Annotated in this window: 21 protein-coding genes; 14 read left to right on the top strand and 7 right to left on the bottom strand. The window is 49.4% G+C overall.

Translation table 11 applies throughout. From position 1 onward, the window contains the following. The first annotated feature begins 11 nt into the window (after positions 1–11). Positions 12–1436 (top strand): MBOAT family O-acyltransferase, encoded by a 1425-nt coding sequence (locus ACFQ03_RS07775; RefSeq protein ID WP_144932687.1) that lies wholly within the window; start codon positions 12–14, stop codon positions 1434–1436. A gap of 116 nt (positions 1437–1552) precedes the next feature. On the opposite strand, the gene ACFQ03_RS07770 is transcribed toward ACFQ03_RS07775, so the two are convergent. Genes ACFQ03_RS07770 through ACFQ03_RS07760 form a run of 3 tightly spaced genes read right to left on the bottom strand, consistent with a single transcriptional unit; the run spans position 1553 to position 5321 of the window. Next, positions 1553–2710 carry a Ger(x)C family spore germination protein gene (locus tag ACFQ03_RS07770; RefSeq protein ID WP_150959939.1) on the bottom strand — a complete coding sequence of 386 codons (1158 nt, stop codon included), beginning with the start codon at positions 2708–2710 and terminating at the stop codon, positions 1553–1555. Further along, entirely contained in the window at positions 2707–4230 is a 1524-nt protein-coding gene (locus ACFQ03_RS07765) for a spore germination protein (RefSeq protein ID WP_379287257.1), read from the bottom strand. The genes ACFQ03_RS07770 and ACFQ03_RS07765 overlap by 4 nt, the downstream gene beginning before the upstream one ends. Next, positions 4227–5321 carry a GerAB/ArcD/ProY family transporter gene (locus ACFQ03_RS07760; protein ID WP_144932692.1) on the bottom strand — a complete coding sequence of 365 codons (1095 nt, stop codon included), beginning with the start codon at positions 5319–5321 and terminating at the stop codon, positions 4227–4229. Before ACFQ03_RS07760 ends, ACFQ03_RS07765 begins: the two co-directional genes overlap by 4 nt. 764 nt (positions 5322–6085) lie before the next feature. Here ACFQ03_RS07760 and ACFQ03_RS07755 point away from each other — a divergent pair. Genes ACFQ03_RS07755 through ACFQ03_RS07745 form a run of 3 tightly spaced genes read left to right on the top strand, consistent with a single transcriptional unit; the run spans position 6086 to position 9278 of the window. After that, the gene (locus tag ACFQ03_RS07755) at positions 6086–7393 is read left to right on the top strand and encodes an ABC transporter substrate-binding protein (RefSeq protein WP_379287255.1); all 1308 of its coding nucleotides are present in this window, start codon (positions 6086–6088) and stop codon (positions 7391–7393) included. Between the two features lie 57 nt (positions 7394–7450). Beyond that, entirely contained in the window at positions 7451–8434 is a 984-nt protein-coding gene (locus ACFQ03_RS07750; RefSeq protein WP_225312689.1) for a carbohydrate ABC transporter permease, read from the top strand. A 10-nt stretch (positions 8435–8444) separates the two neighbouring features. After that, positions 8445–9278 carry a carbohydrate ABC transporter permease gene (locus tag ACFQ03_RS07745; protein WP_144932696.1) on the top strand — a complete coding sequence of 278 codons (834 nt, stop codon included), beginning with the start codon at positions 8445–8447 and terminating at the stop codon, positions 9276–9278. A 203-nt stretch (positions 9279–9481) separates the two neighbouring features. Here the strand turns inward: ACFQ03_RS07745 and ACFQ03_RS07740 are convergent, their stop codons facing one another. After that, on the bottom strand, positions 9482–10243 hold the full coding sequence (locus ACFQ03_RS07740; RefSeq protein WP_144932698.1) for a DeoR/GlpR family DNA-binding transcription regulator: 762 nt from the start codon (positions 10241–10243) through the stop codon (positions 9482–9484). Positions 10244–10595: 352 nt separating this feature from the next. On the opposite strand from ACFQ03_RS07740, the gene ACFQ03_RS07735 reads away from it, so the two are divergent. Together ACFQ03_RS07735 and ACFQ03_RS07730 are read left to right on the top strand one after the other, a co-directional pair. After that, positions 10596–11417 (top strand): Cof-type HAD-IIB family hydrolase, encoded by an 822-nt coding sequence (locus tag ACFQ03_RS07735; protein ID WP_144932700.1) that lies wholly within the window; start codon positions 10596–10598, stop codon positions 11415–11417. 5 nt (positions 11418–11422) lie between these two features. Beyond that, positions 11423–12130 carry a glycerophosphodiester phosphodiesterase gene (locus ACFQ03_RS07730; RefSeq protein WP_144932702.1) on the top strand — a complete coding sequence of 236 codons (708 nt, stop codon included), beginning with the start codon at positions 11423–11425 and terminating at the stop codon, positions 12128–12130. 138 nt (positions 12131–12268) lie between these two features. On the opposite strand, the gene ACFQ03_RS07725 is transcribed toward ACFQ03_RS07730, so the two are convergent. Then, complete coding sequence (locus ACFQ03_RS07725) at positions 12269–12715, bottom strand: hypothetical protein (protein ID WP_144932704.1); 447 nt, start codon at positions 12713–12715, stop codon at positions 12269–12271. 277 nt (positions 12716–12992) lie between these two features. Here ACFQ03_RS07725 and ACFQ03_RS07720 point away from each other — a divergent pair, with 277 nt between their 5' ends. Beyond that, a complete protein-coding gene (locus ACFQ03_RS07720; RefSeq protein ID WP_144932706.1) occupies positions 12993–13112 on the top strand; it encodes a sporulation protein YjcZ in 120 nt (39 codons plus the stop codon). Between the two features lie 178 nt (positions 13113–13290). Here the strand turns inward: ACFQ03_RS07720 and ACFQ03_RS07715 are convergent, their stop codons facing one another. Continuing rightward, positions 13291–14442, bottom strand: coding sequence for a Gfo/Idh/MocA family protein (locus ACFQ03_RS07715; RefSeq protein ID WP_144932708.1), 1152 nt, complete (start codon positions 14440–14442; stop codon positions 13291–13293). 240 nt (positions 14443–14682) lie between these two features. Here ACFQ03_RS07715 and ACFQ03_RS07710 point away from each other — a divergent pair, with 240 nt between their 5' ends. Both ACFQ03_RS07710 and ACFQ03_RS07705 read left to right on the top strand, forming a co-directional pair. Then, positions 14683–15588 carry an AraC family transcriptional regulator gene (locus ACFQ03_RS07710; protein ID WP_144932710.1) on the top strand — a complete coding sequence of 302 codons (906 nt, stop codon included), beginning with the start codon at positions 14683–14685 and terminating at the stop codon, positions 15586–15588. Positions 15589–15661: 73 nt separating this feature from the next. Further along, entirely contained in the window at positions 15662–16678 is a 1017-nt protein-coding gene (locus ACFQ03_RS07705; RefSeq protein WP_144932712.1) for an HD domain-containing protein, read from the top strand. 46 nt (positions 16679–16724) lie between these two features. Here ACFQ03_RS07705 and ACFQ03_RS07700 read toward each other — a convergent pair whose 3' ends face one another. Beyond that, complete coding sequence (locus ACFQ03_RS07700; protein WP_379287249.1) at positions 16725–17591, bottom strand: AraC family transcriptional regulator; 867 nt, start codon at positions 17589–17591, stop codon at positions 16725–16727. 550 nt (positions 17592–18141) lie between these two features. On the opposite strand from ACFQ03_RS07700, the gene ACFQ03_RS07695 reads away from it, so the two are divergent. From ACFQ03_RS07695 to ACFQ03_RS07675, 5 genes are all read left to right on the top strand, one after another. Then, positions 18142–19161: a response regulator transcription factor gene (locus ACFQ03_RS07695; protein ID WP_379287247.1), complete on the top strand. Its 1020-nt coding sequence runs from the start codon at positions 18142–18144 to the stop codon at positions 19159–19161. Continuing rightward, positions 19161–21110: a cache domain-containing sensor histidine kinase gene (locus ACFQ03_RS07690; protein WP_379287245.1), complete on the top strand. Its 1950-nt coding sequence runs from the start codon at positions 19161–19163 to the stop codon at positions 21108–21110. Before ACFQ03_RS07695 ends, ACFQ03_RS07690 begins: the two co-directional genes overlap by 1 nt. An 85-nt stretch (positions 21111–21195) precedes the next feature. Then, positions 21196–22164: an ABC transporter permease gene (locus ACFQ03_RS07685; protein ID WP_144932720.1), complete on the top strand. Its 969-nt coding sequence runs from the start codon at positions 21196–21198 to the stop codon at positions 22162–22164. 34 nt (positions 22165–22198) lie between these two features. Further along, complete coding sequence (locus ACFQ03_RS07680) at positions 22199–23095, top strand: carbohydrate ABC transporter permease (RefSeq protein WP_144932722.1); 897 nt, start codon at positions 22199–22201, stop codon at positions 23093–23095. Positions 23096–23132: 37 nt separating this feature from the next. Beyond that, entirely contained in the window at positions 23133–24776 is a 1644-nt protein-coding gene (locus tag ACFQ03_RS07675; protein WP_379287242.1) for an ABC transporter substrate-binding protein, read from the top strand. Positions 24777–24886 lie beyond the last annotated feature (110 nt).

Below are 24886 nucleotides of genomic sequence, written 5' to 3'. Positions count from 1 at the left end.
AGATCAGATACATGCTTTTCCATACTCCGGAATTTATGGTCTTGATGATCATAACGATGTTTCTATATTATTTGCTGCCGAACCGGCGGATCTTCTTGCTTTCCGTCGCCAACGTAATCTTCTACGGGGTGGCGGGTATCGGCCATTTATTTGTCTTTATTGCGGTATCCATCTTTACCTATTACTGCTCCAAAATGCTGCGCGGAAAGTATGCCAAATTAATTCTGGCCATTGCACTTGTCGTCAATATTTTAAATCTCGTTTTCTTTAAATATACGGTGTTTCTTATCCGCAGCATGGAGCAGTTCCTGTCCGTGAAGCTGCTGACCGAGGATTCTTTCTGGCTAACAATTGTGCTGCCTATCGGGATTTCCTTCTATACCTTTCAGATGATTGCTTATGTCGTCGATATTTATAAAGGAAAGATCAAGCCGAGCCGCACCCTGCTCGACTTCTGGGTATTCATCGCTTTCTTCGCCAATCTGATCGCCGGTCCGATCATGCGGGGACAGGAGCTGCTGCCGCAAATCGAGGGCATTCGCTCCATCCGCTTTGACCGTCGCAATATGAGAATAGGAGCCGCCTTCCTCGGACTCGGGCTGTTTAAGAAAATCGTTCTGGCTGACTATATATCCGGTTATGCGGACTCTTTCTTTGCCAGAACGGCCGAGCTTACCGGGGCCGAAGGCTGGGTTGCCATTTATTTGTTCGCGTTTCAAATCTTTTTCGACTTTGCGGCTTATAGTGAAATGGCTGTAGGGATCGGCTATTTCTTCGGAATTAAATTGATTAACAACTTCCAGACTCCATACTTGAGCTCGAATGCAACGGAATTCTGGCGGCGCTGGCACATCACCTTATCCACGTTCATCCGGGATTATATCTATATTCCATTAGGCGGATCCAGGAACGGCAAGGTGAGACAATACATTAATTTGTTCCTTGCCATGACGATTTCCGGGATCTGGCACGGTGCCGCCTGGACGTTCGTGATCTGGGGAATGTTTCACGGAGCGCTGTTGATCGGCCATAAGCTGTACAGCAAAGGCAAGGAACGGCTGGGACTGGCCAAGCTCGATTCCAGCAAAATCTATCACGTGTTTGCAGTCATTGTGTTCTTTCATCTTACATGTATCGGCTGGATATTCTTCCGGGTGGACGGATTTCAGAACGCCATCTCGCTGCTGTCCCGCATGCTTACTCCGGAAGCCTTCCTGTTCCCGAAGGAATTACACAAGTACCTGCTCCTCGTTGCCGTCTTATATTTGCTGCATATTGTGGAATATTATCTGTTCGCCAATGCGGCCAAATGGTCCAAGGCTTGGCATAACCGTTTTCCTGCGCCGGTTCGCGCCGTCGTTTATACGCTCGTGATTGCCGTGTTAGCATTGCTGTTACGAACAGAGCAGAATACGTTCATCTATTTTCAATTTTAGTATGGAGGGGAGAAGGGCAGCGGGGTGCGATAACGTGTACCGAGTGCTGCCTGTTAAACCGGAATCTTCCCGTATCCAACCGGCAAAGACTGTACTGACGGCCTTTGCCGGTTTTCTCATTTTACCGCCGGCTGTGTCCTGATCGAATCTCTCAGCATTCCCGAATGCTTTAGTTTGACTTCGACTTCAATTGCTTGAATGGAGTCCTCCTTAAGCTGAAATGGACGGTCGGCCTGAAGCTTTCTCCATCGGCCATAATGCTTGCGATAAAGGACATGCTGCAGTGAAAAGAGGTCTGCCTTCTTCTCCAGCCCGTTCCTGTAGGTCGTCATGATTTCCCCTCGAATATGCCGCTGCGCCTCTTCAACAAGCTTTGATTCCGGCATGGCCCTGGTAAGCTCGATTATGTCCCCGGTTATTTTCACATGAATGGAATAGACGGGTCCTTGTTTGTCAACGTGCGGCTTGATATCAATTTCAGGCTTGTTCATGGAAAGCACCGCTTGGGATTTTCCTTCCTTGCGGATGACGAGGGGCGTTCTTTCCGTTCTGGATTCCAACCACCTTAACCCGGCTAGACGGTTTTTATCGAAAAAGCCTTTAAGCTCGTAATTTTGCAGGGCATATACTCCGTTCATTTCAAGTTTTTTGTCGACCTTGTTGTTTTTATGCCATTGCTCCTTATTGATGGAGATGGATGGCAGCAGTATAGTCTGATCGGGCTCGCGCAATAGAGAAACGAAACGGAAATACTGCATCGGAGCGATGTATGATTTCTGTTTATAAAGCTCGATCGGTTCGTTAAGAATTGTAGCCAGTGAGGGAAGATTAAAAAAACCGGGAGTCGTATAGACATCCTCTATTTCCTCCTCTGTCCCATAAATCCAGGGAGTATAACGCATCTCCCGAAACCTAAACAGCGTATCCTCGATATGGTCCACCCCTTGTTCGAGCAATCGTTTGGTCATAATGATATTGGTGGCATGGCTCCAGTATGTTCTTTGCTGCGCCGTATCCAGCAAATCATTGATTGCCTGATTAATGGTCTCCCCTTCTCCTTTGCCAACCCATTGCTGGGGAGGATTGCTCTGCTTGCCCGATTCCTGTCTCGCTATCGAGGTGAATTCAATCATCTGTGCATAGATCAGATATTTGCCGTCTTTATAATCCAGTCCGACGGAAACGGCGTAATTAACGATTTGCATATCTTTAATGTCCCAGCAGCCGGATAAGAGGGTGAGCATAAGCAAGCAGATGAGCAGCTTCCTATTCAAGGAGAGTCCCCCTTCTTGCGGGTCGTATCCAGGGTATGGAGCATTTTAGGCCGGTGATCGATATGGTCCCGCGGTTTGATCAGCATCCCCGATAACACATCGCGCGGGGATAATGGGGAAATAGGTGCCAAATAGGGCAGCCCGAAGGATTCCAGTCTGGACAAATACGTTATGATAACAAACATGGAAATGAAAAAGCCGTACATTCCGAGTATCGAGGTGCAGATGAGCACAAATATTCTAATGACGCTAACGCTGCCGCTCAGGGATTGATTGACCAGCGTAAACGTGGCAACGGCTGTAACGGCACAGACGAACAGCATCGTTGGAGAAGTAATTCCCGCCCGGATCGCCGCATCCCCGACAATGAGCCCGCCAATGACCGTCACCGTTTGGCCTACCGCCTTAGGCAGCCGGACCCCGGCCTCGCGGAATATTTCAAATAATCCGATCATCAGGAACGCTTCCATGGGAGAAGAAAGCGGCAGCCCGATTCTGGAGTTGCTGACGGTAGCCAATAGGTGGAAAGGAAGCTGGTCTATATCGTAGGCTGTCAAAGCAACCCAAAATCCGGGAAGAAAGATGGAAATGCTGATTCCGATCAGACGGAAAAACCTTTCGAGTGCAACATAGTAGAATGGAAGATGCATATCTTCCGGTGTTTTCAGAAGCGTGGTCAGGTTGATAGGGGCAATAATGGCCATAGGCGAGCCGTCTATCAGAATGACGAAACGGCCTCTTAACAGACCGGCCGCGACATGGTCCGGCCTGCCGATATAATCGAATAACGGGAACAAGGAATGACTGTAATCCGACAGTGCTTCCTCCAATTGTTCATTGCTGAGCAGACCATCCACTTCAATTTTGTTAAGCCGGGTCCGAACCTCATCCACGACATCCGGACGGGCTACATCGTATAGGTACAGCAAAGATACCTTCGTATGGCTTCTCCTGCCCAGGCGGAATTGCTCATGATGCAGCGAAGGGGTCTTGAGCCGTTTGCGAATCAGGGCGATATTGGTGGAGAGATCCTCGGTAAAGCCGTCCCTCGGCCCTTTGATCGAAACTTCCGTATTTGATTCCTCCGGAGTTCTGCGGGGAATGTCGGCAACATCGACGAAATAAAGCTTCTCCTGCTCTTCGAACACGATGATCATATTTCCATCGAATAAGTGATGAAGCAAATCCTCTGCCGCCTTGATTTCGTTTAATTGCAGCAACGGATTGGATACGAAGGAATCCTCGAGGCGCTCGGAGCTGGCCAGCATGCGATTAAGCTGAGGGAGTACAAACTCGTTAACCTGCTGTATATTGGCCATTCCCTCACAATATACGATCACCGTTTTGATCTGTTGACGGCAGCCGAACCGGTAGACTTGAATCGTAATGTCCGCGCTGGAGCCGAACAGCATCCGGATGGCCTGTTCATTCCATTGTTTCGGGAGCCAGCCGGTCCGGTTTCGTTCCTTTCCTTTTGATTTTCCCAGGAGCTGTTGTCGGAAATAACGGTAAAAATTCAACTCGGCTTCCTCCTCTTCAGATGCGATTTAGCAAACACAAGCAGCGAAAGCAAGATGGAATAAGCGAGCACGGCAAAGAAGCTGTAGGGATAGTACCTGGTTTTGATCCAGTTTATGAAGTTCATGTCGCTTATAGGGGCGACGGCGATTCCCAGTAATATGAAGAGCAGTATGAAGAGAATGAATCGTTTCAACAACCGGCTATCGGGCTTACAAAAATCCAGCAGGATATATATCGCAAGAGATATACGTATAAATGCCCCTGAAAGCCACTGGAACAAGGCCAGGAAGTCTACGTGGGCTATATATTTGCCGATAGTCACCAGCCGCCATTGCTCGAAGGCGGGATATCTTTGGTTAGCGGATTCCACCGGTCCATAAGTGGCCATGGAACCAATCAGGGGACCCATGGTCAGGCCCGCCAGAATAAAAGCCAGGATAAACCAGTAAAGCAGTCGGATAGGCTTCTCTATGTTATGTTTAAACAACAGCAGGATGATGATTTCAATAAATCCCCCGCCCGCATAGACCATAGCATTCAAGACGGGCTCCAGCCCGTCGGTAAATATCGGGAAGATCTTGGAATAGTCCTTGTACTGGAAATTGGCGGACATAACGAAATAGCCGAGCAGCCAGACCAATGGAAGAAGAATGCCGGTTGTTATTGCGATTGGACGGATTCCGGAGCCGGCAATGAACAAGCATAGGAGGATCAAGCTGCCTGCTACAACTGTGCCGGGAGTTCGGGGCAAATAGGTGATGCTTACCCATTTCGTCGTTTCCCGGATCGTCAATGCGGCGATGAATAAAACATATATTGCCGCCGGCCAGATCAGAAAGCGGGCTGCCCACTTGCCGTACTGCTGCCTCAGCCAGTCGAATAATGACTGTTGGCCGGTCGTTTTGGCAATGTAGTAGGGAAGGAGCAGCCAAAGGTTGGACAGAAGATACGTAAGCAGAACACTGACCCAGGAGTCGCGCATTCCGACATGCAAAAGCAGTGGGATGATGGTGACGTGGTTGGAAAAACCGACAGCCAAAATGATGATGGTAAGAGCCTGGAATACGCTGATGGTTTTGTTTACGTTCAATCCCGAGCCCTCCTCGTAAATAAGCCAGTATATACATTGTGAGCCGATGATTAACAAATCATACAAAAAACGGATGAACAACATGTTCGCAAGAAATGCATAAGCTCAAATTTTGAGCATAGGATGAAATATAAAGCAATATTCCATGATCAAATTTCAAGCATTCGGATTTAAAAATTCGGTTATTTCCACACAAACAACAAAATATCGACAAAGGTGGAGACGGTGAGAAAACCTTTGGAACAGTACGCGAAGCCATAGCTTTCGTCTGTTTCTTGGCGGTTTTCTTACGGTCTTTTTTGTCGTCTTTACAAAAAGTTAGCAGGTCGATTATGTCCCGTTAACATTCGTCAGCTAAGCTATGAAGGTAGTCATTTCCCAAAGAGGGTAGGCGTTCTGCTAACAACGAGCAATAAAACCAAAGGAAACGGAAGGTGGTATCAGTAGATGTAAAACGAAATATCAATATACGACAATAAACGACTACAAAAATCAAAATAAAACATTGACAAATAGCGGTTTGGATGTAAGAATAGTCAATGAATTAGGCTGTATTTGTTTTCGTTTAATGTTGTTAAATTTCGTTTCCTTTCGTTATTTCGGCTTAGAGTGGAACGGCTTCATAGTAAACCATAGTGTGTTGTAAGCGCATTCAAATGAAAGGTAGTCATTCCGCACCTATCGAGGTTTGTTTACGGAAACGGCCATTGGGATGTGCAAGATATGAACAGTCATGACAGGAAATAAGAGAGAGGGGAATCGTTATGAAGATGAAAAAAGTATTGCAGACCATGACGGTAGCAGCACTGGCGGCAACTAGCCTTATCGGTTGTTCTTCCGGGAAGGAGGAGGGTGAAGCGCCGGTCGCTCCTCCGGCCGAGGAGGATCGGACACCGGTAACCATCCAATATTGGCATGCCCATGCGGATAATCAGATGGAGGGCCTCAATTTTATGATTAAAGAGTTCCAGGAGAAATATCCATGGATAACCGTAGAGCCGGTGTATCAAGGTGCTTATGGAGATCTGCACAAGAAGCTTATGGCCGCTGTGGCAGCCAAGGATGTTCCAGCCGTCACTAATGTAGAGGTCGCTTCCCTGCCGACGTTCGGGGACGGGGGAATCTTCATGGACCTGAACCCGTACATTAAACGGGATAAGCTGGATACGGAAGATTTCGCTCAAGGGATGTTTAAGGCTTATTCCTATGAAGGTAAGCAGTACGGTTTTCCGCTGATCGTAAGCTCCAATGTTTTTATATACAACAAGACGATGTTTGATCAATTAGGGGTTACTCCTCCGCAGACCTGGGATGAGATCGAGCCGTTCGCCCAGAAGGTATCGCAGAAGGAAGGCAATAATGTAACGAGATATGCTTTTGCTGTGCCGGGCTGGGATGTATGGTACTCCGAGACGTGGATGCGCAACGGCGGCGGGACGCCTCTGACCGAAGATCACAAATCCGGTCTGGATCAGGAGAAGAGCTTGAAGTTCATTAAAAAGTTCAAAGAGTGGATGGATAAAGGGTACATGCAAATGGGCTATGGTAAAGGGGCATCCGCCGATATGAGGCAGATGTTCTTCGATGGCAAGATCGGCATGGTTCATCATACGTCGGGACAATTGAAATGGTATATCGAAAATGCCGGCTTCGAAATCGGGGTTTCCTTCCCGCCTGGGGACGAAAATCACATTTCACAAATTGGCGGCGCCGGGATAGCGATTATGGATATGGCCCCGGACAATCAGAAGGAAGCGGCATGGAAGTTTGTCCAATTCATGACATCCTCCGAGTACAATATTCGCTGGGCGGATTATTCCGGATATTTGCCGACACGCAAATCGGCGATCAATTCGCAGGAGGGCAAGGATTATTTCGAGAAGCGTCCGCAGTACAAAGCTATTCTGGATAATATCGACAATGTAGTGGCACGTCCGCAGTATCCGCCTTATCCCGAAGCGATCACCAATCTAACCGAGGCTCTTGGGAAGATCATTCTGGAAAATATGGATGTGGAAGCTGCATTTAAAGAGGCCGCCCAGAAGATGAATGAAGTGCTTGATGATTATTAATCGTTGCAGGTGCGGGGGAGCGATCTCCCCCGTGTCTGTTCCAATAGGAAGGACCACATGGAATACGGAAAAACGGATGCGTGTTCTATAGAAATGAGGGATGATATGGATACAGAGAAGACTCTCCGGCAGCGAACTCCGCTTAAAGCCGGGAAGAGGATAAAATTTCAGACCATCCAAAAGCTTAAGGACTTCTCGTTTGCTCTGCCCGCACTTGTCTTACTGGCTGCGTTTACCTACTATCCTTTGCTGTTCTCGGTCTATATCAGTTTTACGGATTGGAATTTAGTGAAGCCCGTCAAAAAATTCATCGGATTTCAAAACTATGAAAAACTGCTGACCGATGAGCGGTTCTATCATGTGCTGAAGATTACGTTCACGTATACGATTCTGGATGTTGTACTTACCCTGGCTATCGGGCTGCTGCTGGCCATGCTGTTTAATGTCCAGTCCAGATTGTTTGGATTTTTGCGGATGTTTATTTTCATGCCTCATTATATATCCATGGTCATTGCTTCCATGGTCTTTATATGGATTCTTAACAACCAATATGGAATTATGAACCAGCTTCTGCAAGCCATCGGAATGGAACCGGTTCGCTGGCTGGATAGCACAACCAATGCCCTGTGGGCATTAATAATGGTAGCAATATGGAAAAGCGTCGGCTTCACCATGCTGATCTTTATCGCCGGGCTGCGCAGTATTCCGAACGAATATTACGAGGCATCCAGTATCGATGGAGCCGGCCGCTGGCAGCAGTTTAAATCGATTACCATTCCATTGCTTTCTCCAACCCTGTTGTTTCTGCTTGTCACGCAGTTTATCTCGTCGATGCAGGTATTCCAGTCGGTCGATGTGATGACCGGAGGGGGACCATTGGAGTCAACCAAAGTGATGGTTTATTGGATTTATCAGATGGCTTTCCATGATTTCAGGGCAGGCAGATCGTCCGCGTTGGTCATTATTTTCTTCCTGATCCTGATTACATTGACGATATTGCAGTTTGTGCTTTCCAGGAAAAAGGTTCACTACGAAGGTTAGGTGGGATACGATGACAGCTAGGTTGCTTTGGAGACCGACGAGACTCGTTACGGCTATTCTTGTCACTTTAATAATGTTCTTTCCATTATATTGGCTGCTGATCACATCGTTTAAAACTCCGGCCGAGCTGAGCTCGGCGGTGCCGACATTCTGGCCGAAGAAATTTGCCTGGACGAATTATCGCGATATTTTCCATGCGGCGCCGTTCACCCGATATGCCCTGAACACGCTGATTCAAACCGTCGGATTGGTGGTTTTGCAGCTGAATCTGGGGCTGCTGGCGGCATATGCTTTCTCCAAGGGGCAGTTCTGGGGAAGGGACAAATGGTTTATTCTCGTTCTGGCCGCGTTAATGGTCCCTGAACAAGTTACCTTTGTTCCCGTCTATGTTATGATGTCTCAACTTGGATGGCTGAACACCTTCCTGGCACTAATCATCCCTCATGGGGTATCGGCGTACAGCATCTTTCTGATGCGTCAGGCGTTCAAATCGATCAATAATGATGTGATAGAAGCGGCGAAGGTGGATGGGGCGGGGCGGTTCCGGATCATCTATCTGATTCTGGTCCCGATGGCTCTGCCGACAGTGATCACGATTATTATTTTGAAGGTTATCGGGAGCTGGAATTCCTACTTCTGGCCGCTCATCATGACCAATTCCGATAACATGCGCGTACTGACGGTAGGCATTGCAATGCTTAAGGATTCTTTCCCCGGGCAGGAAATGATGAGCTTTCACCTGGTGATGGCGGCAAGTGTAGTTGCCATTGCTCCTATCGTTATGCTGTTTGTATTCGCTCAGAAACATATCGTTAGCGCCATGGCTAATTCTACGTTCAAGTAGTTTATCGGTGTCGGAAGATCATCCCAAAGCTGGAGGTAAGGAATGAAAGCAGTTAATAAATTCAGTGCCGTCGTGCTCGGGGGTTCGCTGTTGGCATTGTCCGGATGCGGATCCCCGGGACCAACTTTTAGACGGAATAAACGCCCGAGGGCTATCCCGAACCAGGCGGGATATCTTCGGGCGTAAAGCATACAAGGGCGGTATTAAGGACCTGCAACCACTACGCGGACTCCATCCAGTGAACGCAAGAATTCAGGGTCAGCCTGATCATCCGTCACCAATGTATCGATTTGCCGCAGCTCTGCGAAGGTAGCGATCGATCGGCGATTCAGCTTGGTATGATCAAGCAGTGCAACGACCTGGCCAACGTTGGCAACAATATGTCTCTTCAAATCCGCTTCGTAGACGCTGAAATCGGTCAGTCCTTCATTCAAGGTGAACCCTTGGGCGGAAGTGAAGAAAACATCCGCATGAATTTGCCCGAGAAGCCCTTTGCCAAGCAATCCTTCCAATGAGCTGGAGCCGGGACGGAGTACACCGCCAACGACGATAACATTGATTCGCGGATTTTTGGTTAATTCCTGGGCAGTTGCCAAGCCGTTAGTGACAACGGTTAAATATTCGTGATTAAACAAATGCTTGGCCAGCTCCAGAGAGGTAGAGCTGGCATCCAGAATAATACACTGCCCATTCTGTACCAGCTCGGCTGCCGCCCGGCCGATCTTCATCTTCTCCGGCTGATTGATTTGGCTGCGCGAATGAAATGTATTTTCATACGTTGGCGGCTGGGGAAGCACAGCCCCTCCGTGGGTCCGTTCAAGCAGGCCGTCTTCCTCCAATATTTTCAAGTCATTGCGCAGCGTACCTTCCGATACATTGAGGATTTGTGATATTTCCTTAACCAAAATCTGTTTGTTCTCGTTCAATATTTGCATGATTTGATTTCTTCTTTGGGGTGCCAGCATCTTAGCACAGCTCCTAGGTTTCATTTTAAATAAATTATAGCAAAGCCATTTTCTCCATACAATAAAAAGTTTGTTGAAACAACAATAAAGAACAATGAACGGAATACAGATTGCCAATATATATGTAAATTATCAAATGAATATAACGGTAAAACGTTGATATACAAAATAAAACGAAAGCAAAAGACAAGAAAACGTTGACAAAAACTGAAAGTGGTGTGAGAATGAAGTTACACCCGATTGAAATAGCTTGAGGGGATTGAATTCATCATTTCTTTATTATCTTTTCAGCAGGAGGCCGCCGGAAAGCGGTGTTGAATATCTGGCTGAAGTTTGGAAGGAAGGGCTTTGGATGGACAAGACAATCAAATTGATAGTCAGCGATTTGGATGGAACACTGCTGTCGGAGGAACATCGCGTGACCGAATCGGTATTGCGTGCAGTGAATTCGTTTACGGCGGCCGGCGGCTTGTTTACGATAGCAACGGGAAGGACCGCTATATCTGCGCGTCAGACGATCGAGCAGTTGAATCTCACTCTCCCCATGATTTTATGCAACGGCTCCGTGATTGCCGACCGGCATAAGGTGTGGCAGCAAGCGACCCTGGCGGTCAAGGAACTGATTCCTTTTCTGCTGGAAGCCGACCGTCAAGGTCTGTCTGTCATTTTATTTCAGGAGACGGGCATGGGCACCGTTCGCAGGACGGAGGACGTAGCCCGTTTCGAAGAGAGAGAGAATGTCCATTGCCGGCAAGCGGATCTGGAGTCCTCTGCATGGGTAGAAAGCATGGTGCAGAAGATATTGGTCATTGGCAGCATGGGGAAAATAAGAAGCTTGTGGGAGAATCAGCCGTCCGAATTACAGGAAGCTTATTCTACGGTTCAATCGGAGGATGATTTTTTTGAAGTGCTTCCGGCCAATCAGAGTAAAGGAAGAGCCTTGCAGACGTTGTTGGGCCTTCTCGGCATTGATCGCTCCGAAGTGATGGCGATCGGCAATCAGATGAACGATCTGGACATGCTGGAGTATGCCGGGATCGGAGTGGCAGTGGCGAACAGCCATCCGGAGCTGAAGTCGAGAGCGGACTATGTGTGCTCCGGCAGCTGCGGCGATGGGGTCGTGGAAGCTATCGAAACCTTCTGTACTAAAAGAATGAGAAGCGGCAAGGAGTGAAGAGAATGACAATACGCGGAGTGGCCCATAGGGGAGATCCGGTGCGCTTTCCCGAAAATACTTTGTCCGCCTTCGAAGCGGCGGTGAACCATTCTTATTCTCATCTGGAGCTTGATGTGCAGCTGAGCAGGGACGGAGTTCCGGTCATCTGTCACGATCTGTCTGTCGACCGCACAACGGACGGCTCGGGCCGAATCAAGGATTTAACCTTGGCAGAGCTGAAGAAGCTGCGAATCGGCCAGGAGGAGCTTCCAACGCTGGAAGAAGCGCTAACCCTGTTGAAAGACCGGATTATCGTCAATATCGAGTTGAAGCAGCTAGGCCGATATTATCCCGGTTTGGAGGAGGCTTCGCTTGAAGTGGTTCGGAAGCTGGGAATGGAGGAGCAGGTTTTCTTCACATCCTTCGATCATTACTCTGTCCTAAGAATGCGGGAGCTGCATTCCGAAGTGGGGCTAGGCTGGATTAACCACGGGGCTTCACCGGCTTTCTTCCCTCTGATGAAGGAACGGAATCTTCGTTATTTGGCTGTAGGTTACCGCTATCTAACACCGGAATTTATCCGGGAGTGTGAACAGAACGAGATTCAATTGATCGCCTGGACAGTAGATGACGAGGAGCACATGCGGATGATCAGCCGTTATCCGTCTCTGCTCGTATGTACCAATGAATTGAGCAGGTGGGCGGAGGTCAGCGGCCATCCCGTTCCATAAGCTTACCGGTTCCTTCAAATCGATAGACTCGTCCATCGGTTCCAGCATGCCGGCGGTTAAAAATATAGCCGTGTTCCTGCCATAGAGTCAGGAGACGGCTTTATTGTCGTACACCTCCTAACTGGAGATTAAGGGCCGTCAACCGGACGGAGAATTTCCCGAGGCATTGCTTTGACTGTTATTTTGTACGAAATCTGCGGTCCAATCGATCATCCCATCCATCAAGGTCAGCACAAGATTAACGACATCCTGCTCCTTCAGACTTCCTCCGCTTTGATTGGATACATATTGGCTTGTTTTCGTCTCCAGATGGGTTATCATATCTTTGATTTGCATTAGCTCGTTGGCCAAATTGGATACCTGTCCGGAGCCGGAGGAGCTTCCCTTGGGAGCGGCTGATTGTTGTTGTCCACCGGAAGCCCCGCCGCCCCGTTGACTGCTTGATTGGGGATTGGATTGGCCTTTATCGCCTTGCTGGGAAAGGCCTTCACGGATCAGCTTCTTGAGTTGATCAATTTCATTAAGAACGGTTTGATTTTGCTCGGATAGCTCTTCCACCCGATCCCTGAGTTCTTGTACTTTCATGGCTAAAATAACCTCCATGTGTAATTTCCAGCTTCTTTCATTATTCCCGCAGAATAGAAAAACATGCTTGCCGGGGATAAAGCCGTCGGTCTGGAAGACTGCCGTATATAACGAACTGAAAATGCCGACATGGAGGTATAGATCCGAATTCCATGGCAAGGGGGTAATCGCCGCAAAAACGGGCGGATGACTATTTGTCATTTGCCGATTAGTCCAGACCACGGCTGGGGGAGGGTCATATAATGTCATTAGTTGGCGAAGAAAGGAGGACTCAACTATGGGTGGATTTGTTGGAGGAGCAGGTTTTAGCTGTGGAGTCGGAGGATTGTTTACCAGCACAGGAGTCATCTTAGTTCTTTTCATCCTTTTGGTTATTGTCAGCCGCGCTTGGATCTAAGTCTTCTGACTTCGACAATGGTACGCTTACGTAACAGGCAGGCGCTTATTAGGCGCCTGCCCTTTTACATGCCTGTCAACGGACAGGCTGGATATGGGCGTCCTCCAGCGGAAGGAACTTAGAGGACGGCTAATAACTGCGAAGGAGTAAGTCCGGACGGGATCTTCCATCCAGTTGTTTACGGCTGGGCTACTGCTGCTCTGACAGGTATCCAGTCGATCGCTTGGAAGGTTCCCGTTTCAGCGGATTGCTTGGCTTTCAAGCACATTAGGGCGCTCAGCAGTCCGTCATCCAGGGTGCTGACCGATTCTGCCTGCCCGCGCATCACATCGATAAAGTTGCGGGCGAGCACCGTGTCACCGCCAAAATGACCTTCGGCCGGGTTAATCTCATAAGTTTTAACCGTATCTTCATGATGCATCATCACTTTTACTTGTTTGGTATAGAAATCAAATTCTACGGTTCCCTTGAAGCCCATAAAGCGTGCCCCGCGCGCCCCCGCCTCATTACGCACGAAGAAATTCTGGGAGTAGGAGAGATGCATGCCGGATTTGAAGCGAATGAGTGCGCTTCCGGAATCCTCATTTCCGGTATCCTCGGCGAAACAGCAATACTTCCAGGTATCCGGCAGATCGGAGCGGAATGCGGTGCTTTCCGGACAGGTGCGGTTTTCTTCGCAATCGGCACACTGCAGCCCGGCCGGCTTCGAGCCCTTAAAGATTTGTTTCGAGGTCATGGCAGCAATGCTTTCCGGCTGGTTTTGCAGCAGATAGGTGATATAGTCGAAATCATGCGTTGCTTTCTGCAGAAATAATCCGCCTGTCTCCGCCTCATCCCGGTACCAGTTATGATAATAGACACCGCCGTAAGGCACATTGTTGATCGCCTGAGCATGTTCGATCGTGCCTAATTGGCCGGAATCGATGATTTCCTTCACTTTCTGTACAATCGTCGTTACTCTCAACGGGAAGGAGACGACGACTTGCGAACGGGAGGCGCGATAGCCTTCCTGCAGCCTGTGCAAATCCTCGAGGGTTGTGGCAACCGGCTTCTCGAGAAACAGAGGGAGCCCCGTTGGCAGCACCTTCAAGGCTAATTCCGTATGCAGGGAACAGCGGGTTCCGATCAGGACGCCGTCCAGCTTCTCGCTATCCAGCATCTGTTCCGCAGAATCATAGAAGGTTACATCCTGTAACTTCTGATGCTCCTGTCTGACCTTATCCTTGCGAATGTCCGTAATGGCAGCTATTCGGCAGGAAGGGTCCTGCCGGATGATTTCATCAATCACATGCGAGATTCTTGCTCCGTAACCAATGACGCCAAGCTTCATACTTATGTCCCTCCGATAATTAATGCGATATAAGATAATGGCTTCATTATAAGACGAACCTTCCGAGTTTTCTTTGTTCTGAAAGCCCGTTTATTTGTACTTTTGCGCCATGTCGGACATTTCTTCCCGATGACCCTGCCGTCGTCGTATAATTCGTATGGGCGGTTTCCTTAAATCTCCAGTTCATGTATGATGGAAAGGTACAGTAATACTAAACAGCTATGTGGAGCGTGCATCACCATGAAGCAATACCCGAGAACGGTCCTGCATCAGTCCGTCGTCATTGACCGGATCGTTTCCTTATATTATTTCGAGTTCGCCAAGGATTTCGTTTTTCCCGGTGAAGAACATGATTTCTGGGAGTTTCTTTACATTGATAAAGGGGAAGTAGCTGTAAGGGCCGATGAAACACTGCATCTTCTAAAGCAGGGCTCGATTATTTTTCATAAGCCTAATGAATTCCACAGCATCTATGCGAACCGGGTGGTCGCGCCGAATTTGATCGTTATGAGCTTTGAATGCCATTCGGATATGATGAAGATGTTCGAGAACAAAATTATCCGGCTTGGGGACGAGGAGCGAAATTTGCTGGCTGAGATCGTTCGGGAAGGAATGAATGCGTTTCATTTCCCGTTCCGGATTCCTCTTCAACGAAGAGCCGATGCTCCCGTCGGTTCCGAACAGCTGATCAAGCTCTATCTGGAAACGTTCCTGCTGCGTCTCCTTCGCAAGGAACAATCCAGGCGGACCACAGGGGAGTCCGTACCGGTCCCCTTATCTTCCACGGCTAAAGAGAACAAGGAAGCCCAGATGGTGAGAGACATCATCTCCTACCTGGAAGGAAGATTGGGCTCCAAGCTGTCCCTGGCCGAGATGAGTGAAACCCTGCATATGTCCAAAACGAAGCTGAAAGAGCTGTTCAAGCGAAGAACAGGTTACTCGTTGATGGAATACTTCGGGCAGTTAAGAATAGATCGTGCCAAATCGTATATTCGCGAGGAATCGGCCAATTTTACGGAAATTGCAGACCGGCTCGGCTTCAGCAGCGTTCATTATTTTTCCAAAGCCTTCAAGAAAACGACCGGCATGAGTCCGACGGAATATGCAAAATCCGTCAAGGCCAGGGTCCCCGTAGGGAAAATATAAACTCCATAAAAGTGAGATTCACCGATTTGACCATGACGCTATTCATTCTAATGTCTTCCAGGGAGGGAATACGATGGTACTCGTAAATGAACAAGATTACATAGCTAGAACCGATGCGGCCTCCGATACTTTATGGGAGCCGTTATGGCGGATCGCCACACCTCTGCTGCCTGTGGAGAAGCGGATTTTGCAATCATCCGCCTTGAGAAGACTGCATTACGTTCATCACGGCGGAGCTTCACGAATCAATACGCATCATACGTTCAGTCGTTTGCAGCATACTTTGGGCGTGTTCTCTTTAATTGCCCATTACTGTCCGGATAACGGGACGCTGAGGGCGGCTTCCCTGCTGCATGATATCGGTCACGGCCCGTTCAGCCATTCGCTGGAAGGAATCGAAGGGATAGATCATCACCAGTGGACCCGGGATATGTTGTTTGGAGAGGAATTATCCGGCATTTTGCAGGAGCACGGAATCCATCCGGAGGAGATCTGGGCTTATGTCCATGGAGAAGTCCCGAGTTTGCTAAGAAATTCTACGGGAGTTCTGCACCTGGACCACCTGGATTCCTGGGCGCGCAGCGCGCAGGCGGGAGGCTATCTGCCCGTTGAGCCGAATGAGCTGCTGGACCGGTTGTTCCCTGCTCCCGATGGAGTGCAGGCGGATAGGGAGGCAGCCGAGCTGATGGTGGACCTCATAGTGGAAGAGGCCAAATTCCATACCTCACCTGCGAACATTGCCGCAAATTCGGAGCTTCGGCAGATCGTCTTCCAATGGATTAGGGAGGCCCGTCCGGATAAACGGCAGCTTATCGGAATGACCGACTCCATGCTGGAGCAGGAGCTGCTCAGGCATCCCGGTACGAGTGGCCGGTTAAGAAGACTGCTGCTGGAATCCTGGCGGCTTAGGGTTACCCGGGACCGGGATCAGGCCCCGGCTGATGCCTTGGAGGTAGAGGTGAACAAATTATATTTGTCCGTCCCCATGGTCCAAGGCCGGAAAATAACCGAGATCTCGGAGCGGGCGCGCGGCAGGATAGAAGATGTACAGCATCGAAAGGGCAAGTACTACGTCTATTGGCAGGACTAGGCGCTAACCCCGGCGGCTGTTCCGCGAAGTTCTTCCGACCGTAACGTCAAGTGTCGGGGACCGGCGGCTGCCGGTACTTGCTGGGCGGCTGGCCATAATATTTGGAGAAGGCCTTGGAGAATGAAAATAGATCCGGATAACCGGTGGACAAGGCAATCTCCGTTACAGGCATGGAGGTGTCCTGCAGCAGCTTGGCCGCCTTCTCCATCTTCAGCTTCTGCAAGTAGCGCAGCGGTGAAATGCCCATCTGTTCGGTAAAAACCGAGGAGAAGTACGATCGGTTGACTCCGGCATAATCCGCTGCATCCTGAATCGAAATGCCTTCGGAGAAATGAAGCTTCAGGAAGTCGACGCTCTGCTGCAGCCACGCGGAACGTTTAGCGGGAGGAATCTCCGAATGGCGGACAGTCATCTGACTGAACAATTGGTAGATGAGCGACAGAATGGCCGCAGCGGACCCGGCTCCTTGCTGCTTGCGCAGAACGTCCATCAATCCTTCTAACGTAGAAAGAACATGAGAGCCGACCGTTTGCTCCCGGTAGGGCCGTTCCGGAGAGAGCCCTGCCGCTTCCAGCAGGTGCGGAACCTGCCCGCCGTCCATCGCTATCCAGCACATGCGGAGCGGCGATGATGAAGGAACCACCTGATAGGAGTAGGCGATTTGCGGATATAGGCAGAACAGATCCCCTTGCTTTAAAATCAGGGACAGCTTCCCCCGTTCCACCTTCACCTGACCCCCCAGCACAAAATGTATACTGTAGCACTCGATAAAGCGGGAGCCGACTTGGTAATTGGGCTTGGCCTGGTTCCTTCCGGCCCTGACCAGCCACAGGCCGCCCATTCTTTCCATCTCGGACGGCTTGTAATAATGATACTCCGCATACTCGTGAGAGTATTCCTGCATGTCCCTCATCGATTATCCCCCTCTAAAATCCTCTATTTATAAAATAGGAGAAACCTAACAAAATGACAAGCAGGGCCTTTAATCCTCATTCAGCTTACATTCATGTCTTGCAGCTCTTTCCTTAGCCTACTCTCCTTACTCCACTCAATCACGAAATAATAAAGCTTCAATTAGACTCTAGCCATTTCGTTTGCGGGAAAGTCCGCATTTGTGACCGCTCCTCCTCAGCTTACCTGTTGTTTTGACGCCTTTTGACCATTATCCCCTTGGATCAGGAGGCCTATGGAGGCGGGTAATAGCGACCGATAGAGGAAGGTTGGATGCACCATGGAGATCAGGGAGGGGCTCAGGCCCAGGATTCCATGATTCTGATTAGAAGGGATAGCCGTCCAAGCCGAGGAGCGCGAGATTCCGAGAGCTGGGGTAGCCGGAAGGCTTCCAGCTTAAAAAAACCAATCCTATCTTAATTTAGCCATGAGACAACGGAAGGAGTTTGTGGTAAGATCATCCAACCGCCAGTGGTATCTCTTTGTAAATGTGGACAAAGGAGTGAAAACGAATGGCTACTTTGCTGGTTGTAGATGACGAGCCCATCATTCGTGCCGGATTGGTGAAGCTTATCAAGCAGTATGATCCTGACTGCGAGGTGCTGGCAATGCCGAACGGCGCTGCTGCGTTAGAGCAAATCAACAAGCGGATCCCGGATTTGGTGTTAACCGATATCCGTATGCCGAAGATGGACGGTCTGGAGCTGTGCAGGCAGATCGACGAGAACCGGTTTCACGTCAAAATGGTAGTAATATCGGGATACAGTGATTTCTTCTACGCTCAGAAATGCCTCACTTACGGCGTAAAAGAGTATTTGTTGAAACCGATTACAGAAAAAGAGCTATACCCGGTGCTGGATAGGCTGCTGAAGGAAGAAGGAGCCTATTCCCTGTCTCTTATCCACTATGAGGAATGGCTGGAGACCGTCGAGCAGACCATATGGGCGGTAGATATCGACAAAGTTTACGCTTTAGTGGAGCAGTGGGTGGAGAGCGGTTATGCTCATCTGAAGACGGCTCAGCTTCAGCAAATTGTGGAAGACGGGCTCGCGCTGCTCGTGAAGAAGCTGAACTCGCGCAGCGTGTACCGTTTTGAAATGGGGCCTGCGGGCAGAACAGCCGCTTCGCGATCGGAAGTGATCGATTATTTGAAGCAGGAGCTGCATCGTCTGTGTAATGAACTGCATCATTGGCGGGGAGGCATGGAGAAGAATCTGTTCGAGGAGGCGAAGGCCTACATAGACCAGCATATTACGGAAGAAATAAGCTTGGAGGACGTCGCGGAGAAGGTCGGTCTCGCCCCGACTTATTTTAGCTTTTATTTCAAAAAAATGACCAACGAAACTTTCGTGCAGTACCGGATGAAGAAACGGATCGAAATGGCGAAAAAGCTGCTGGAGCTCCCGCATTACAAAATTGTCGATGTGGGCATGGAAATCGGCTATCAGAATTATCCCCATTTCACCAAAATATTCAAAAAAATTACCGGACTGTCTCCTACGGAGTACAGGCAGATGCTGGGCATTCGATAATGTGGAGAAGAAGCCTGGCGGTCAAAGTTTTTATGTCGTTCGTTATAGTCATCATCGTCTCCTTCTCCATTGTGAGCATATCCATGTATGTAACCTCGTCCCGGGAGCTCGATCTGCTGCACGAAGAGATGCTGACGCAAATCGTTGACAACGCCCTGCATCACACCGATCTTTATATTAAAAGCTACGAGAGGGCAACGCTGTCGCTGCTTACCTCCAGTCAAGTAAAACAGTTTCTGGATGCCGAGCAGAATCAATATTTTACGTATTATTCCTTATCTGCTCAAATCAAGGATGAGCTGTTCAAGCCGATATTTATCAACAACCCGGAAATCAGCATGATTTATTTAATCAGCTATAACGGCATGACCTTTCATGACTTCAATATTGATCATCCTCCCTTTAGCGAGTCCGTGTTGAAGGATAGTCTGGAGGATTTGCGGGAGCAGACGAAGGATGACGGTTCTCTGTCGTTGATAGATTGGAGCTTTCTTGATGGCCAGCTTGCGCTGGCGCGCAAAATATCCGGACGCCAGACGTCAAAGCTTTTCAAAGGAATCGTGGGCATCGAGTTGAGAATTGAAGAATTAACCACGCTCTGGAAAGGGATTAGGCTGGGGGATCGCGGATATTTTTTTATTGTCAACGATCGGGGGAAAATTGTTTACGATCCGAATAAAGAGAAGATCGGCAAGCAATTGGAGGGCCGTCTATTCGAGCAGGTCCGGGATCATGAGGGAGCCTTCTTTATCGATGAAGAGGCAGGCGAAGAAGGCCTTCAGCGAATCTATTTCAGCAGGCGGTCGGATTATTCCGGGTGGACGCTTGTATCTTCCATGCCGTTGGAAGCGGTCAGGAAGCCGGTGCAGACCATCCGGCAGACGACACTCGCGGCCAGTGCAATCAGCATTGTCGTCGCCCTGCTTCTTGCTTACCGATTCGGCCGGTCGATCATCTCTCCGATCCGAATGATCGAACAAGGGATGCGCCGGACGGAGAAGGGAGATTGGACGAAGGTGCCTCTGCGCGGCAAGAAGGACGAGATGGATCGCCTGATTCACAGCTACAACATCATGGTTTCGCGACTGTCGGAGCTGGTCGAGAGGGTGTACGAAAGCGAGCTGAAGAACCAGGATAATTTATTCAAACGGCAGTTAGCCGAATTTCAGGCGCTACAGCTGCAGATCAATCCGCATTTTCTGTATAACACGCTGGAAACGGTTATCTGCTATGCTGTCGTTCAGGAGTCCGAAGAGATCAAGGATATAGTCCGGGCCATGTCGCTAATGCTCCGTTATTCCGTACAGACCGATTTGGAGGAAATTACGGTAGCGAATGAACTGAAGCATGTTCTTCATTATATGACCATCATGAATTACCGGTTTGAACAGCCATTCGAGCTTCAGGTCGATATCCCTCCCGAATATTTGCTTAAGAAGATGGTCCGGCTTACGCTGCAGCCTTTGGTGGAGAACGCCTTTAAGCATGCGTTTCCGGATGGGATTGAGGATTACCACTACATCCGCATTTACGCCGAGGCGGAGGGACAGCGGCTGAAAATTACCGTTGCCGATAACGGCCAGGGAATGCCGGAGGAAGAGCTGCTTAAGCTCCGGATGAAGCTGTCCGTTAATGAGGCGCAGAGGTCTAAAGAGAGGCAGCTGAGAGAACAGTTATCCGCGGAAGAGCAGGTCGAAGTGGGTCAAGCTGGAGAGCATGGCGGAATCGGTTTGATTAATGTGCATAACCGTATTCAAATGGTGTTCGGGGCGCAGTATGGGCTTAGTGTGGAGAGCGCGCCGGGCCAAGGGACGGCCGTTACGCTGACGATGCCGGATACCGATGCCGTCGGATTCGCCGGGATGGCCGGGCGTCACCTTAAGATAGAAGATAGGAGCGTAAATCAATATAATGAGCTTTTTTCCGATTCATTTATGATGAATCTATGATTTGACAAATCTATGAAATCACTAGAAACCAACAGACGAGGGGGAATGAGGTTCCGTTGAAACGATTTTTGAATAGAGGAGGAGGATGGTTCTGGAACTGACCAGACGCAAACAAACCTACCGTGCAGCTCAAGCCTCCCCGCTGGTGTTGCTCGTCAAGAATGTAAGGAAATGCTGGCAGCTCTATTTATTGATGCTGGCGCCGTTTATCTATTTGGTTATTTTTAAATACTGGCCGATGTACGGAGCACTGATTTCCTTTCAGGATTTCGTCCCGACCAAGGGCTTCTGGGGAAGCGATTGGGTAGGACTGAAGCATTTCGTGCGATTCTTCGACTCCTACGAGTTCTGGAGAATTATGAAAAATACGCTGATTCTAAGCTTGTACAGCCTTATTGCAGGGTTTCCGTTTCCCATTCTGTTGGCCTTGTGCCTGAATTACGTAAATCAGCGGTTTTTCAAAAAATCAGTGCAGATGATTACCTACGCCCCCCATTTCATATCGGTGGTCGTCATGGTCGGGATTATTTTGCAGCTTCTCGATCCGCGCATCGGGGTAGTCAATATGATTTTGCAGTTTTTCGGCTTTCAGCCGATCAATTTTATGGGCAGCCCGGATTTGTTTAAATCCATTTACGTATGGTCGGGAATATGGCAGAATGTCGGTTTTTCCTGCATCATCTATTTGGCGGCGCTTTCATCGATTGATCCGTCGCTTCACGAGGCCGCTGTCGTTGACGGAGCGAGCAAGCTCCAAAGAATGTGGCATATCGATTTGCCGGGAATCGTACCCGTTGCCGTCATTTTGCTTATTCTGAACACCGGCAACATTCTGGATACCGGCTTCGAGAAGGTGCTTCTCATGCAAAATCCGCTGAACCTGAGCACATCGGAAGTCATTGACACTTACGTTTACAAAGTGGGGCTGGCTTCCACGGCGATCAACTATTCGTATTCCTCTGCCATCGGACTGTTCAAATCGGTTATCAATCTGATCCTGCTGGTGCTCGTCAACAGAATCGCCAGGAAGGTCGGAGAGACAAGCCTATGGTAAGATCCAGCTTAATGAACGAGAGGCGTGAAGAAAGATGAATTCGAATCGAGTAGTGGAAAGCAGAGGAGACCGATTATTTAATCTCATTAACTATACCATCCTGTTTCTGTTTACGATCACGATCCTTTATCCGCTTGTCTATATTGTTAGCGCTTCCTTCAGCTCTCCGCTTGCTGTCGTATCGGGCAAGGTATGGCTGTGGCCGGTGGACTTTTCTTTGGCCGGGTATGAGGCTGTTTTTAAACATAAGCTGATTTGGACCGGATTTGCCAATTCGTTGTTCTATACCGTCGTAGGAACGGTGGTCAATGTCGTTCTTACCTTGATGGCGGCTTATCCGCTGTCGCGTAAGGATTTCTATATCCGGCATGTAATCATGGCGCTGTTTGTGTTCACGATCATGTTCTCGGGCGGTCTGATCCCCTCTTACCTGTTGGTCAAGGATCTGGGCATGATCGATACGCGTTGGGCCCTGATCTTCCCGGGCGCGCTGAGCGTAATGAACGTCATTATCACGAGAACGTTCTTCCAGACGACCATTCCCGATGAGCTGCTGGATGCGGGACAATTGGACGGGTGCAGCGATTTCAAGTTTTTGCTCCATGTCGTGCTTCCGCTTTCCGGACCGATTATCGCCGTTCTGACCTTGTTCTATGCGGTCGGCCATTGGAATTCCTTCTTCAGCGCTCTTCTGTATCTAAAGAGGCAGGAGCTGTATCCGCTGCAGCTTGTCCTTCGGGACATTCTTATACAGAACGAGGTGGACGCGGAGATGATGTCGGACGTGGCCGATGCCGCCGCCAGGGAAAGCTTGCGGGAATTGCTGAAATATTCTTTGATCGTTGTATCCACCATACCTGTTCTTGTTATTTATCCTTTTATTCAAAGACATTTTGTCAAAGGAATCATGATCGGTTCCCTGAAGGGATAACCGCCATAGATCACAAAGGCTGTAGGGAGGGGTTAATATGTTAAAAAAATATGTGTCCGCCGGTATGTGTCTGATGCTCGGTTCAACACTGGTTATGAGTGCTTGCGGCAGTAAAGAGGAGCCCGGGGCGGATCCTGCTTCAGCGGCGACCGTCAATCCGACGGGTGTATTTCCTATTACCAATGAAAAAACAACGATCAAGGTGCTCATGAAAGGGAGCAATGCGGTAGAGAACTTCGCCACTAACGAATTTACGAAGTGGCTGGAGGAAAAGACGAACATTCACATCGAATGGGAGGTGGCGCCGAACAAAACGGCCGATGAGAAGCTGAATATTACGCTGGCCAGCGGAGATTATCCCGAGGTCATTATGGGTTTTGCGGTCAAACCGGTCCAGCAGGCGCTGTACGGGAAGGACGGGGTTTTCCTGCCGCTCAACGATCTGATTGAGAAATACGGGGAATATACGAAGCAGATGTTCGAAGCGGCTCCTACGGCGCGGGACGTGATTACCGCACCGGATGGCAACATCTATGCCCTGCCCATGGTAAACGACTGCTACCACTGCTCCATGGGGACGAAGATGTGGATTAACAAAGCTTGGCTCGATAAGCTGAATCTGCCGGTGCCCCAGACCACGGAGGAGTTCCGCGAAGTACTCCGGGCATTTAAGGACAAGGATCCGAACGGAAACGGCAAAGCCGATGAAATTCCTCTGGTCGGGGCGACTAACGGACCGCAGAGCAAGATCGATTTGTTCCTGATGCGTTCGTTCATCGAATTCGACGGCTCCGGCATGTTCCTGAAGGATGGCAAGATCGATGTGGCCTATAACAAGCCCGAATGGAAGGAAGGCCTGAAGTATCTGCATTCGTTGTTCGAGGAAGGGCTTCTGTCGCCGCAAAGCTTTACCCAGGACCGGAACCAATTGAAGCAAATGGGGGAGAATCCGGAAGCTCCAATTCTGGGAGCGGTTGCCTCTCAGAACCCTACTGTTTTCGTGTCGATGGATTCCGACCGGGCGAAGGATTATGTGACGATTCCGCCGCTGGAAGGCCCTGGAGGCATCCGCTCGGCGAACTACAATCCATATAGCGCGACGGGTAACGGATATTTCGTGATTACGAATAAGGCGAAGAACCCGGAGGCTGCGTTCCGGCTGGCGGACTTCCTGTACAGTGAAGAAGGAACGATGCGGTCGAATATTGGAAGACCTGGCCAGGAGTGGGTAGAAGCGGCGGAAGGTGAGTTGGGCATTGACGGGAAGCCGGGGAAATGGAAGCAGCTTTCGACGTTTGGCGGGGTGCAGAACGTACATTGGTCGCAATCCGGCCCTTCGCTTCGCACGAATGAATTCCGGTTGAGCCAGGTGGCCGATCCGGAGAACCCGCTGGAGGTCATTCTGTATAACGAAACGAAGAACAACTATGAGCCTTATAGAATGGATCCGGGGCTGGTCGTTCCTCCCCTGTTCTTTACTAACGAGCAGGCTGAGGAATTGGCCGACATTCAGAAGACGATTACCGATTACAAGGATGAAATGCTGGCGAAGGCGGTGATAGGAGAGATCGACATCGACAAGGAATGGGATAATTATGTGAAGACTTTGGAAAAGATGAAGCTTCCGAGGTATCTGGAAATCTTCCAGGAAGCCTATGAGGTATCTTCCTTCAAAAAGTAGGCTCGGGGAGCATAAGAAAACCCAATTTTATCTGTAAAAAAGCCATCGGTTCTCCCTTCCCATGTGATACGCTTGGAACAGTGCACACATTAGTATCCGGGAAGGCGAGG

Origin of the sequence: Paenibacillus residui (assembly GCF_042677205.1) — a bacterium.
Taxonomy (GTDB): domain Bacteria; phylum Bacillota; class Bacilli; order Paenibacillales; family NBRC-103111; genus Paenibacillus_L; species Paenibacillus_L residui.
The sequence above is the reverse complement of the archived record's forward strand: the minus strand, read 5'-3'. Positions and strand labels throughout refer to the sequence as shown.